This window comes from Stappia sp. WLB 29 (assembly GCF_023507705.1).
GTDB lineage: Bacteria > Pseudomonadota > Alphaproteobacteria > Rhizobiales > Stappiaceae > Stappia.
On record NZ_JALBGD010000002.1, the window covers coordinates 471,309 to 484,129 of the forward strand.

Sequence of the window (12,821 nt, forward strand, 5' to 3'; positions counted from 1 at the left end):
AGGGAGCACAGCCATGCTTCAAGCGATTGAGACCACCGGCCAGCTTGCTGCCTCCAGCGGCGCGACGCCGATCCGGATCCGCAACCTGACCCTGTCCTTCGGCACCACCAAGGTGCTCAAGGGCATCGACCTCGACATCGGCGCCGGCGAGTTCTTCGCCTTCCTCGGCCCGTCCGGCTCCGGCAAGTCGACCCTGTTGCGGGCGATCGCCGGCTTCGGGCCGCGGCCGAGCGGCGAGATCCTGCTGGGCGAGCGCAACGTCATCGGCCTGCAGCCGTGGAAGCGCGATGTCGGCATGGTGTTCCAGAGCTACGCGCTGTGGCCGCACATGACTGTGCGCCAGAATGTCGCCTACGGGCTGGAGGAGCGGCGCCGGCCGGCGGAGGAAATCCGCCGCCGGGTGCGCGAGGCGCTGGAGCTCGTCGGGCTCGATGCCTATGCCGACCGCTATCCGTCCCAGCTGTCGGGCGGCCAGCAGCAGCGCGTGGCGCTGGCCCGCACCGTGGTGATCGAGCCGAAGGTGTTGCTGCTCGACGAGCCGCTGTCCAACCTCGACGCCAACCTGCGCGTCCAGATGCGCCAGGACCTGCTGGCGCTGCAGCGCCGGCTCGGCATCACCACGATCTTCGTGACCCACGACCAGGAAGAGGCGAACACGATCTGCGACCGGATCGCGGTGCTCTCGGACGGGGTGGTGCAGCAGGTCGGCGAGCCTGATCATGTCTACGACCAGCCGGCCAACAGCTTCGTGGCGCGGTTCCTGGGCACGGCCAACATCCTCGACGGCCGGGTGATCGCGCGCGACGGCGCCTGCCGCTTCGTGCTCGACGAGCGTTCCTCGATTCCGTTGCAGGGATCGCATGGCGAGGGCGAGGCGAGCTTCGTGCTGCGGCCGCGCGGGCTGGAATTCGCCGATGACGGCGCCGGCGAGATCGCCGGCACCATCTCGGGGAGCGAGTTCCTCGGCGACACGATTCGCTACTTCGTCGAGATCGGCGACCGTTCGGTTCTGGTGGACGAGGTGCACCGGCGCGGCGGCGACCGGCGATCTGCCGGGACCAACGTGATGCTGCGCGTGGTGCCGGGCCAGGGCGTGGTCCTCGCCCGCTGACCCCTTTGCGTCTCCTGCGCAAGACGATGGCGCCGTCTCCGGACGGCGCCATTTTATTTTTTTTGGCTCGGCAAGCAGGGCGATGCCCGTCGCCAGTTCCTCCCGAAAACTGCCAAGGCCTTGATACATCGGGTGCCGTCGCCGCCTCGGCCGCGGATCCGGGCCGCGCTGCCTCTCTTATGGGCAGAAGCCGGGCAGGGCATGCCTTCATCAAACTGACATCGGTCCGTTGTATCGAGAATGGAAACGTTTCCATTTTCGAAATTCGGCGGTATTGTAGCGATCCGTAGCCGGCTTGGGAGGGACTGGTGAAAATTCGGCCACCGACGATCAAGGATGTGGCAGAGCGCGCCGCTTGCGGTATCGCGACGGCCAGCCGTGTCCTGAACGGACGGGGGCCGGCCAGCGAGAAAACGCGCGAGAAGGTGCTCGCCGCCGCCGCCGATCTCGGCTTCGAGTTCAGCGATCTCGGGCGCTCGCTGCAAAGCAGCACGACCCGCACCATCGGCTGCGTCGTGCCCTCGCTCGCCAATCCGGTGTTCGCCGATGTGGTGCAGGCCGCGCAGGCCGAGGCCAACCGCGCCGGCTATCAGCTCATCCTCGCCTGTTCCGACTACGATGCCGAGCTGGAGAGCCGGGCCATCCGCACGCTGCTCGCCAAGCAGGTCGACGGGCTGATCGTCACGGTCAGCAATGCCGACGAGAGCGAGGGGCTGGAGCAGGTGCGCGCGCGCGGCGTGCCTTGCGCGCTGGTCTACAACCGCTCCTGCGGCGATCTTCCCGCCTGGACGGTGGACAACCGGGCCGCCGCTGCGGCCGTGGCGCGCGAATTCGCGGCAAGGGGCCACCGGCATACCGGCTTCCTGGCGCTGGAATTCGGCCGCTCGGATCGTTCGCGCGAGCGTTTCGAGGGCTTTGCCGAGGCCTGTGCCGCCCTCGGCATGGCGCCGCCCGTGCTGCTGGAGATCGCCGAGCAGGAGGGCCAGCTGCTGGAACTGCTGCGCGCCCTGCTCTCCGCCAACCGGGACGTCACCGGCATCTTCGCATCCAACGATTACCTGGCGCTCGCGGCCATGAAGGCGGCGCGGGGCCTTGGCATGCGCATTCCCCGGGACCTGTCGATCGTCGGTTTCGACGGCATCTCGACGGGCCTGATGGTGGAGCCGAACCTTGCCACCGTGGTGACCGATCCGCGGGCGATGGGCGAGGGGGCGGCACGAACCGTCCTGGCACAGCTTGCCGGCGAGACGCCGCCGGCAGGACCGGATCCGGCCAGGACTTTCAGTTTCCGGCAAGGCGGCAGTCTCGGACCGCCTGCGCCGGGAAGCACGGACGGCGGAGAAGCGGCAACTTCCCCGCCGTCGAGACAGTAACCCGAGCTACCGAACCGCAGGAGTCACCGCCGTGAAACATATGCTTTTTGCAACCGCAATGACAATGGTCGCCGTTTTGCCGGCAAAGGCCGAAGATGCCGTCTGCTACAACTGTCCGCCGCAATGGGCCGACTGGGCCTCGATGCTGAAGGCCATCGACGAGAAGCTCGGCGTCAAGATGCCGCATGACAACAAGAACTCGGGCCAGGCCCTCAGCCAGCTGCTGGCGGAGAAGGCGAGCCCGGTGGCCGATGTCGCCTATTACGGCGTGACCACCGGCATCAAGGCGGGCAACGAGGGTGTCGTCACGCCCTACAAGCCGGCCGGCTTCGACGAGATCCCCGCTGGCCTCAAGGATGCGGACGGCCGCTGGTTCGCCGTCCACTACGGCACGCTCGGCTTCTTCGTGAATGTCGACGCGCTGGGCGGGGCCCCGGTGCCGCAGTGCTTCGCCGACCTTAAGAAGCCGGAATATCGCGGCATGGTCGGCTATCTCGACCCGTCCTCGGCCTTCGTCGGCTATGCCGGTGCGGTGGCTGCGAACATCGCCTTCGGCGGCGACCTGACGAATTTCGATCCGGCCATCCAGTTCTTCAAGGACCTGGCGCAGAACGATCCGATGGTTCCCAAGCAGACCTCGTTCGCCCGCGTCGTGTCCGGCGAGATCCCGATCCTGTTCGACTACGACTTCAACGCCTATCGCGGCAAGTACGAGGAGGACGGCAATTTCGAGTTCGTCCTGCCGTGCGAGGGCTCGATCCGCGTTCCCTACGTGATGAGCCTCGTGGCCGGCGCGCCGCATGAGGAGACGGGCAAGAAGGTGCTCGACTTCATCCTGTCCGACGAAGGCCAGGCGATCTGGACCAACGCCTATCTGCAGCCGGCCCGTCCGGTCGAGCTGCCGGCCGAGGTCGCGGCGAAGTTCCTTCCCGCCTCCGATTACGAGCGGGCCGTCGCGGTCGATTATGCCGAGATGGAAAAGGCCCAGGCGGCCTTCGGCGAGCGCTACCTGAACGAAGTCCAGTAACGCTGCCATCCTCCCATGGGAACCGGGCGTGCGGCAACGCGCGTCCGGAACCCCGTGGGTCTTGCCCGCGTGCCGCCTCCGGCGCGCGCCTTCCGACATGAACATGACGACGGATCGCCATGGCCAACCGCACCTTCATCGGGCTCTGCCTGTTGCCGCTTGCCGTCTTCTCGCTCGCCTTTCTCGCCCTGCCGCTGGTGCGGCTGGTGATGGCCTCTGGCGAGGGGACCGAGGGCTGGGGCATCTACCTGCAGATCCTGCAGACCCCACGCTATCTCCAGACCCTGCTGCAGACGGTGCTCGTCTCGCTGGCGGTGAGCGTCGCGGCGCTCGCGATCTCGACCACCGCAGGCCTGTTCCTGGCGCGCAACCGTTTCCCCGGGCGCGGTGCGCTGCTGTCGATCCTGACCCTGCCGCTGGCCTTTCCCGGCGTGGTGGTCGGCTTCCTGATCATCCTGCTGGGCGGCCGCCAGGGCCTGTTCAACATGCTGCTGCCGGGCCATGTGGTCTTCGCCTATTCGCTGCTCGGCCTGTTCCTCGGCTATCTCTACTTCTCGATCCCGCGCGTGCTGCTGACGGTGATGGCGGCGACGGAGAAGCTCGATCCGGCGCTGGAGGAAGCCGCGCGCACGCTCGGCGCCTCGCCCTACCGCGTCGTCTTCGACGTGATCCTGCCGGGTCTTGCGCCCTCGCTCGTCGCCGCGGGCGCGATCGCCTTCGCCACCGCCATGGGCGCGTTCGGCACCGCCTTCACGCTGGCGACCGACATCGACGTGCTGCCGATGGTGATCTACACCGAGTTCACCCTGTCGGCGAACATCGCCATGGCCTCGGCCCTGTCGGTGCTGCTCGGCCTCGCCACCTGGGTGCTCTTGCTGCTGGCGCGCAGTTTCGCCGGCGCCACCGTCGCGGCGGGGGGCTGATGCGATGCGCCTGACCCTTCCCCGGTTCCTGCAGCTTGCCGTCACCCTGCTGACGGCGGCCTTCCTCATCGTCCCGGCGATCCAGTCGATCGTCGCCGGTCTCACCGTCAACTATTTCCGCGGCCTGTCGTCGGGCCTGACCCTGCGCTGGGTCGGCGAGGTCTGGCGGCTCTATGCGGACAGCATCCTGCTGTCGATGGGCCTTGCCGTCGCCTGTCTCGGCGTGACGCTGGTGATCGGCGTGCCGGCGGCCTATGCGCTGGCCAAGAATCCAGGCCGCCTGTCGCGGATCCTGGAGGAGTTCATCTCGCTGCCGCTGGCGGTGCCGGGCCTTGCCCTGGCGCTCGCCCTGCTGCAGCTCTACGGCTCGATGACGGGCTTCCGCACGTCCTGGACCTTCATCCTGGTCGGCCACGTGCTCTACACGCTGCCCTTCATGGTGCGCTCTGTGCTGGCCGTGCTGATGGCGATGGACCTGAAGTCGCTGGAAGAGAGCGCGGCGACGCTCGGCGCTTCGGCGGCGACGCGCTTCCGCACCATCGTCGTGCCCAATGCCATGCCGGGCATTCTCGCCGGCGCGCTGACCGTGGTCACGCTGTCGATCGGCGAGTTCAACCTGACCTGGATGCTGCACACTCCCTACCTGAAGACGCTGCCCGTGGGCCTGGCCGACAGCTACGCCTCGATGCGCCTGGAGATCGCCTCGGCCTACACGCTCGTCTTCTTCGTGATGATCGTGCCGCTGCTGATGGCGATGCAGTGGGCCACCGACAGGGCACAGAGGATTTCCCGATGACGCTGACCATCCGCAATGCCAGCAAGACCTATCCCGACGGCACCCGTGCCCTGCTGCCGACCGACCTCACCGTCGGCCAGGGCGAGATCCTGTCGCTGCTCGGCCCCTCGGGCTGCGGCAAGACCACGCTGCTGCGCATCATCGCCGGGCTGGAGACGCCGGACGCCGGCACCGAGGTGCGTTTCGACGACGAGGACGTGACCCGTCTTGCCGTCGAGCGCCGCAATGTCGGCATGGTGTTCCAGTCCTACGCCCTGTTCCCGAACATGTCGGTCAGGGCCAATATCGGCTACGGCCTCAAGGTGCGGAAGGTGCCGAGGGCCGAGCGCGAGCAGCGCGTCGACGAGGTGCTGGCCCTGTGCCGGCTCGGCGACTATGCCGAGCGTGCGGTGACCGCGCTGTCCGGCGGCCAGCGCCAGCGCGTGGCGCTCGCCCGTGCCATGGCGCCGCGCCCGCGCATCCTGCTGCTCGACGAGCCGCTGTCGGCGCTGGATGCGGCGCTGCGCGACAGCCTGCGCGACGAGCTTGCCGCCATGCTGCGGCAGTTCCGCATCACCGCGGTCTTCGTCACCCACGACCAGGCCGAGGCGCTCGCCATCGCCGACCGCATCGCGGTCATGTCGCAGGGCAGGATGCAGCAGGTCGGACCGCCGGAGGAGCTCTACCGCACGCCGGTTTCCTCCTTCGTCGCCCGCTTCATCGGCAATGCCATGCCGCTTCCCGGCTCCATCGTCGACGGGCGCCTGGTGCTGCCCGGCGGGCACCTGCCGCTGCCGGCCGGCACCTCCGGCACCGAGGTCTTCGTGCGGGCCGAGGACGTGCATCTCGACGATGCGGGACCGCTGGCGGGCACCGTCGAGACGGTCGCCTTTTCCGGCGGCCACTACCGCATCGGCATTGCCGGCATCACCGGGGAGACGCTGTTCGCCACCCATCCGGGCCGGCAGGCGCCGCGTCCGGGCGACAGCGTGCGCCTGCGCATCGATGCCGGCGACCTTCTCGTTCTTCCCCAGGACCGCTCGTAAATCCCAGCTCAGGGCCTTGTTTTCCGCATGACCAAGATCATCCAGATTTCAGACATCCATATCGTCCCCGAAGGCCAGCTGGCCTACGAGAAGGTCGACACCGCCGCAGCGCTTGCAGAGACGGTCGCCACCATCAACCGCTGGCTACCGGCCATCGGCCCGGTGGCGATGGTCATCGTCACCGGCGACGTGACCGAGCACGGCACCGAAGCCGAATACCGCCGCTTCCAGGAGATCATGGCGCCGCTGCAACTGCCCTGGCGCGCGGTGCCGGGCAACCACGATGCCCGCGAGCCCATGCGCGAAAGCCTTGCCGTCAGCGGCTGGATGCCGGAGAGCGGGCCCATCGACTGGGTGGCCGAGTTCGACGACCTTGCGGTGATCTGCCTCGATACGCTGGTCGAGGGGCGCCCGCATGGCGTGCTGGCGCCGCAGAGCCTGGAGAGCCTGTCGGCGCGTCTCGCCAGCCTCGGCGACAAGCCGGTGCTGCTCGGCCTGCACCATCCGCCGATCACTTCCGGCATCGCCGCGATGGACGCCAACAATCTCCACAATGCGGCTGCGCTGCGCGACGTGATCGCCGGCTACAGGGGCGAGGTGCGGATCGTCTGCGGCCACCTGCACCGCTCCATCGCCGGTCTTCTCGACGGGCGCATCTGCCAGGTCTGTCCCGGCACCTCGCATGCGGTGACGCTCGACCAGCGCGCCGATGCCGGCAACAGCCTGACGGTGGAGCCGGGCGCGATGATGCTGCACGAGCTGCGCGACGGCGTGCTGCTCAGCCACTGGATCCCGGTCGGCCGGTTCGACGGGCCGCACCCGTTCCTCGGCGTCTGAAAGCGCCTCTCCTGCCTCAGGCGCGGGCGCTGCGCCGCGCCTCGCGCGGGGAGATGCCGAACATCCGCTTGAAGGCGGTGGCGAAATTGGCCGGGCTGCTGTAGCCGGCGCCGTGCGCCGCCTCGGCGACGGTGATGCCCTCGCGCTCCAGCAGCTGCCGCGCCCGCACCAGGCGGGTGCTGCGGACATATTCCGACACCGTGCCGCCATGGGCGAGACGGAACAGGCGCTGCATCTTGCTGACGCTGACCCCGCATTGCCGCGCGACCTGTTCCAGCGACAGGCCGTCGGCTTCCGGGTCGGCCAGCATGTCCTTGATCGCCTGCAGGCGGCGCTGCTCGACCGGCGACAGCCCGGTGCGCAGCGCCTCGCGGCCCTCGCTTGCCAGCGCGGCGAAGGCCTCGGCGACCAGGTCCAGCGCCCGGCTTTCCAGATAGAGGCTCTCGGGATAGCTGCCGTCGTGCGGGGGATGCAGCATCTGCTCGGCGATGGCGATCATCGCCGGGCTGGCGATCCAGTCGAAGCGGGCAAGATGCGTGCTGCAGAACGCGCGCACCGTCTCGCAGCCGGCAATGTCGTCGATGCCGCTTTCCGCCAGCCACTGCGGCGACATGGTCACGATCACCTTGCGCAGCCGGTCGCCCTTGCGGGCATGGCGGACGAAGCGGTCGGGCCGGGTGCGCGACATCATCACGCCGCGCACCGGCTCGTCCTCGTGCCGGCCGACATTCAGCGGCACCCCGCCGATCGTCGCGTCGACGCCGCCGTCCAGGAACAGCATCAGCGTGAGCCCCGGCGGCTGCTCGATGGTGGTGGCGATGTCCTGCAGCGTCACCGTGTCGGAGGTGTGGACGTTCAGCCCCGTGCGCAGGCGCGTCATCCGGTGATCGCCGTGCAGCACCGCCGCGCGCGAGGATGTCAGCGGTCGCAGCAGCTGGAATCCGGGGCCGGTGACGGCCGCGCAGTCGTGCAGGTCGTTCGCCAGAATGTCGTTGTCCCTGATATTGCAGCCGGTTGCCATTGAATGGCCGCCTCTCCTGCGGGCACCGCGAGCCGCGCAAACATCTTTGACGCCTGCGCAAAGGTCCGGCGGTGGCATTGGTCGGGTGCTTCCTCTAACAAACATGAGTGTTTTTATCAAGTTTCTGCTCGGCACCCGCTGCCGGGCAGTGTATGGGGGTGTGCATGACTACGAAGATTGGCCACCGGGCGGTATCGGGCGAGGCTTCGCCGCGGATCGGCCGGCTTCTGCTCGCGACGACCGCGCTCGGTCTCGTCCTTCCCGCTTCGGCGCTGGCGCAGGATGTGGCTCCCACCGTGCTCGAGCGCATCGTCGTACAGGGCGCCAGCTACGAGACGGACGAGAGCGACAGCTACACCACCAATCTCGTCAGCGTCGGCGAGAAGGAGGTCGTCCCCGTCCGCCAGATCCCGCAGTCGACCACGGTTCTCACCCGCGAGCGGCTGGAGGACGGCGGCTACACCTCGCTCGACACGGCCCTGCGGGAGACGCCGGGCATCGTCGTTCTCAACAATGACAACGGCCGGTCCAGCCTGTTCTCGCGCGGCTTCGAGTTCGACAATCTCTACTTCAACGGCCTGCCGGCGCCGCTGTCGAGCGTCTACGGCACCCAGCCCGACATGGCAATCGTCGACCATGTGGAAATCCTGCGCGGCCCGGCCGGCCTGTTCGGCGGTGCCGGCGAGCCGGCGGGCGCCATCAACATGCGGCTGAAGCAGGCCAAGAGCGATTTCGAGGCTAGATTCGAGGGCGCCTTCGGCTCCTGGGAACACAAGCGCGGCGAGGTCGACGTGACCGGCCGCCTCAACGAGTCCGGCTCGGTGCGCGGCCGCTTCGTCGGCGTGCTGCAGCACGGCAACGGCTTCGTCGATACGACCGAGAACGGCGTCGGCGTCGCCTACGGCACGATCCAGGCCGATATCGGCGAGAGCACCACGGCCACCGTCTCGGTCAGCCATCAGGTCCGCGACATCACCCCGTTCAACGGTCTGCCGACGACGCAGGCGGGCGGCTTGCTCGATCTCGACCGCTCCACCTTCACCGGCGCCGACTGGAACCAGTTCGACAATTCCGTCACCGACTACATCGCCGAGCTGGAGCACAAGTTCGACGACGGCGGCCATGCCAAGATCTCGGCCCGCTACCAGGACACGGATGTCGACTTCCTCTACGCCTGGGCCAACGGCTATGTCGGCGCGGGCGGCGACATCGTTTCCGGCGGCGGCGACACGGCCGACACCCGCTGGCTGGCGCGCGACTACGAAGCCGGCTCGCTCGCTCTCGATGCGCATGTCAGCAAGCCGTTCGAGCTGTTCGGCCAGGAGCACAACATCATCGTCGGCGTCGACTACCAGAACACCGACGCTACGCTGCTGCAGGGCGCCGGCACCATCGCCGGCAACCAGAACATCTACAACTGGAACTCCGCGCTGCCGCAGCCCACGGTCAACTACACCGTGCAGACGGGCACCGAGTCCGACCGCTTCGGCGTCTACGGTCAGCTGCGGGTGAAGCCGATCGAGCGGCTGACCCTGATCGGCGGCGGCCGCTTCAGCTGGTACAGCGCCACGACGACCAACCTGATCACCGGCGCGGTCACGGACAAGCAGGACGTCGATGCCAAGTTCACGCCGTATGCCGGCGTCGTCTTCGACCTGACCGACTGGCTCTCCGCCTATTCCAGCTACACGGAGATCTTCCAGCCGCAGACGGCGACGGATGCGGCCGGCAACATGATCGACCCGCGCGAGGGCCGTCAGTACGAGGCGGGCCTGAAGGCGGAGCTGTTCGACAGCGGCGTCAACGCGTCGGTCGCCTATTTCAACCTGCGCGACACGAACCGCGCGGTGGCCGATCCGACGACGCCGGGCGCCTCCATCGCCCAGGGCGAGGTCGAGGTGCAGGGCATCGAGGTCGAGGCCTCGGGCTCGCCGCTGCCGGGCTGGGAGATCGCCGGCGGCTACACCTATACCGACAGCACCTATCTCAACACGGCCCAGGCCGGGCAGACCTTCAGCACCTATACCCCGCAGCACATGTTCCAGCTGTGGACCAAGTACGCGTTCGACGAGCGCTTCGGTGCCTTCGAGGGCGTGTTCGTGGGCGGCGGCGTCACCGCGTTCAGCTCGTTCTCGAGCGTGTCGGGCGGCGTCACCATCAAGGCGCCGGGCTATGTCACGGCCGACCTGATGGCCGGCTACCGGATCAACGACAACTTCACCGCGACACTGAACGTGAACAACATCTTCGACGAGAAGTACTATTCGCGCGTCGGCGGCACTTCGGTGTTCAACTTCTACGGCGAGCCGCGCAGCGCGACCTTCCGGCTCTCGGCGAAGTTCTGACCGCTTCCCTCGAGGGAAGCACCACACGACACAGGCGGGGCGGAGACTTGCTCTTCGCCCCGTCCCGCGCAACCCGATAGCGGACAGCCATTCATGCCGGGCATCCAGACAACCGTTGCGACCGCCAACGCGTCGCGCTACCTGCAGCAGCTGTGCAAGCACTTCGCCCACAAGGTCGAGGCCCGTTTCGACGCCACCCGCGGCGAAGTCGACTTTCCCTTCGGCGACTGCCGCATGTGGGCCGACGCGGAGCAGCTGAAGATCGAATGCGTCTCCGAGACCGAGGAGACGTTGGCACGCACCAAATTCGTCGTCCACGACCATCTCGAGCGCTTTTCCTGGCGGGAAAAGCCGGAGATCGTCTGGCAACCCAAGGATTGAGCTCCATGTCGCTGTCCGGCCTGCGGGCCCTGATCGTGCTTGCCCTCGCCGTACTGGTCGCGGCGGGCACGCTCGCGCACGCTTCCGAGCCGGACGTCCTGCCTGCGCGGATCGAAGGCGCGGTGGAGATCCCCTTCACGGCCAAGGCGAGCGGCGAGGCCTTCCGCCTGCTGGTCTACCGGCCGCAAGGCAAGGCGCCCCCCGGCGGCTGGCCGGTGCTCTACAGTTTCGACGGAGAGGACAGTTTCGCGCTTCTCGCCGACATCGCCCGCACGCTCAACGGGCTCGCGGCCCGCACGGGCCGCTCGCCGGTCGCGATTGTCGCCATCGCCTGGCCGAGAGGCCGCGCCAGCGTCGCCCGGCGCGTTTACGACATGACCCCGCCGACCGGGCGGGCGGACGGTGTCCATGTCATGCCGGAGCGGCCGAACGGCCAGCCCTGGCCGAAGCTCGGCGGCGGCGATGCGTTCCTCGCCCTGATCGAGGAGGAGGTGAAGCCGCTGGTCCGCGGCGCGCTCGGCGAAACCGCCGGGCCGCAGACCCTGTTCGGCCATTCGCTCGGCGGGCTGATGGTGCTGCACCGCCTCGTCACGGATCCGGGCAGCTTCGCCTGCTATGCGGCGAGCAGCCCCTCGATCTGGGTCGACGACCGGCAGGTGCTCGCCGATCTGGAGCGTGCCATCGCCCGCCCGCCTGCCGCCTCCGCCGATGCACCGGTGCCGGGCCTTCGGGTCACCGTGGGCGGTGCGGAGGAAGAGTTCGGTCCGCAGGACGCGCGCGCCGGCGAGGGTGCGGAGGCCCGCCGCCGGTGGATCGCCAACAACGCGATGGTGACCAATGCCCGCGCGCTCGCCGCCCTTGTCGCGGAAAAGGGCGAGGGGCACCTGCGCTTTTCCTACGAGGAATACGAGGGCCGCACCCACCAGACGTCCCGCATCCTTGCCGCGCTCGATGCGGTGCAGTTCGCCATCGACTGCGCCGAGTGAGCGCGCGGCCCATACCCCGTGCCCACATCCAACGGATGGACGACATGCAAATACCCGCCTGTTTCCGCGTTTCCCTGCTCTCCGCTCTTGCGGCCTGCGCCCTGCTGCTCGTCCCCGCCGCGCCGCTGCACGCCGAAACGATCGCGGTCGAACATGCGCAGGGCACCAGCGAGGTGCCGCTCGGCCCGAAGACGATCCTCGTCTTCGACCTTGCCGCGCTCGACACGCTGGATGCGCTGGGCGTTCCCGTCGCCGGCGTGCCGAAAGGGGTGAAGCCGGCTTACCTTCGAAAATACGACGAGGCCGCCTATCCCAAGATCGGCTCGTTGTTCGAGCCGGATTTCGAGGCGGTCGCGGCCGCCGCGCCCGATCTCATCGTCACCGGCGGGCGCTCGGCCGCCAAATATGCCGAGCTTGCCGCCATCGCCCCGACCGTCGACGTCACGGTCGATGCCTCCCGCTACATCGAGGACGCCAAGGACAAGGTGCGGCTCCTGGCGCGCATCACCCGGCGGGAGGAAGAGGCCGGGCGCCGCATCGCCGCGCTCGATGCCTCCATCGCCGCGCTCAGGGACAAGGCGAAGGGCGCCGGCACCGGCCTCATCCTCATGACCACCGGCGGGCGGATGAGCGCCTATGGCCCCGGCTCGCGCTTCGGCATCATCCACACGGTGTTCGGCGTTGCGCCCGCCGCCACCGACCTTGCGGTCGCCACCCACGGCCAGGCGGTCTCCTACGAGTTCCTCCTCAAGACCGATCCGGACACGCTCTTCGTCATCGACCGCGACGCGGCCATCGGCCAGCGCGGCCAGGCGGCCAGCGTCCTGCTCGACAACGAGATCGTCCGCCGGACCAAGGCCTGGAGCAACGGCCGGGTGGTCTATCTCGACCCGGACAGCTGGTATCTCAGCGGCACCGGCCTCACCGCCATGCAGGCGATGGTGGACGAGATCGCCGCCGCGCTCGACTGAGCGTTTCGTGGTGCGGCCCCTTCCA

12 protein-coding genes are annotated in these 12,821 nt (G+C 68.4%); 11 read left to right on the forward strand and 1 reads right to left on the reverse strand.

Features of this window, described 5'->3' with window-relative positions; all coding sequences use genetic code 11:
* Positions 1-13: 13 nt before the first annotated feature.
* From MNI96_RS05520 to MNI96_RS05550, 7 genes are all read left to right on the forward strand, one after another.
* Positions 14-1,111 (forward strand): ABC transporter ATP-binding protein, encoded by a 1,098-nt coding sequence (locus MNI96_RS05520; RefSeq protein WP_249691082.1) that lies wholly within the window; start codon positions 14-16, stop codon positions 1,109-1,111.
* A 308-nt stretch (positions 1,112-1,419) separates the two neighbouring features.
* Positions 1,420-2,484 carry a LacI family DNA-binding transcriptional regulator gene (locus MNI96_RS05525; protein ID WP_249691083.1) on the forward strand — a complete coding sequence of 355 codons (1,065 nt, stop codon included), beginning with the start codon at positions 1,420-1,422 and terminating at the stop codon, positions 2,482-2,484.
* A gap of 40 nt (positions 2,485-2,524) precedes the next feature.
* On the forward strand, positions 2,525-3,511 hold the full coding sequence (locus tag MNI96_RS05530; protein WP_249691377.1) for an ABC transporter substrate-binding protein: 987 nt from the start codon (positions 2,525-2,527) through the stop codon (positions 3,509-3,511).
* A gap of 119 nt (positions 3,512-3,630) precedes the next feature.
* Positions 3,631-4,434, forward strand: coding sequence for an ABC transporter permease (locus MNI96_RS05535; protein WP_249691084.1), 804 nt, complete (start codon positions 3,631-3,633; stop codon positions 4,432-4,434).
* Between the two features lie 4 nt (positions 4,435-4,438).
* Entirely contained in the window at positions 4,439-5,230 is a 792-nt protein-coding gene (locus MNI96_RS05540) for an ABC transporter permease (RefSeq protein ID WP_249691085.1), read from the forward strand.
* The gene (locus tag MNI96_RS05545) at positions 5,227-6,255 is read left to right on the forward strand and encodes an ABC transporter ATP-binding protein (RefSeq protein ID WP_249691086.1); all 1,029 of its coding nucleotides are present in this window, start codon (positions 5,227-5,229) and stop codon (positions 6,253-6,255) included. Before MNI96_RS05540 ends, MNI96_RS05545 begins: the two co-directional genes overlap by 4 nt.
* 27 nt (positions 6,256-6,282) lie before the next feature.
* Complete coding sequence (locus tag MNI96_RS05550; RefSeq protein ID WP_249691087.1) at positions 6,283-7,092, forward strand: phosphodiesterase; 810 nt, start codon at positions 6,283-6,285, stop codon at positions 7,090-7,092.
* Between the two features lie 16 nt (positions 7,093-7,108).
* On the opposite strand, the gene MNI96_RS05555 is transcribed toward MNI96_RS05550, so the two are convergent.
* The gene (locus tag MNI96_RS05555; RefSeq protein ID WP_249691088.1) at positions 7,109-8,113 is read right to left on the reverse strand and encodes a helix-turn-helix transcriptional regulator; all 1,005 of its coding nucleotides are present in this window, start codon (positions 8,111-8,113) and stop codon (positions 7,109-7,111) included.
* 164 nt (positions 8,114-8,277) lie between these two features.
* On the opposite strand from MNI96_RS05555, the gene MNI96_RS05560 reads away from it, so the two are divergent.
* The 4 genes from MNI96_RS05560 to MNI96_RS05575 all read left to right on the forward strand — a co-directional run bounded on the left by MNI96_RS05560 (position 8,278) and on the right by MNI96_RS05575 (position 12,796).
* A complete protein-coding gene (locus MNI96_RS05560) occupies positions 8,278-10,458 on the forward strand; it encodes a TonB-dependent siderophore receptor (RefSeq protein ID WP_249691089.1) in 2,181 nt (726 codons plus the stop codon).
* A gap of 93 nt (positions 10,459-10,551) precedes the next feature.
* Entirely contained in the window at positions 10,552-10,839 is a 288-nt protein-coding gene (locus MNI96_RS05565; protein ID WP_249691091.1) for a DUF2218 domain-containing protein, read from the forward strand.
* 5 nt (positions 10,840-10,844) lie between these two features.
* Positions 10,845-11,825 (forward strand): alpha/beta hydrolase, encoded by a 981-nt coding sequence (locus tag MNI96_RS05570; protein WP_249691093.1) that lies wholly within the window; start codon positions 10,845-10,847, stop codon positions 11,823-11,825.
* Between the two features lie 44 nt (positions 11,826-11,869).
* Positions 11,870-12,796: a siderophore ABC transporter substrate-binding protein gene (locus MNI96_RS05575; protein WP_249691095.1), complete on the forward strand. Its 927-nt coding sequence runs from the start codon at positions 11,870-11,872 to the stop codon at positions 12,794-12,796.
* Positions 12,797-12,821: the final 25 nt, after the last annotated feature.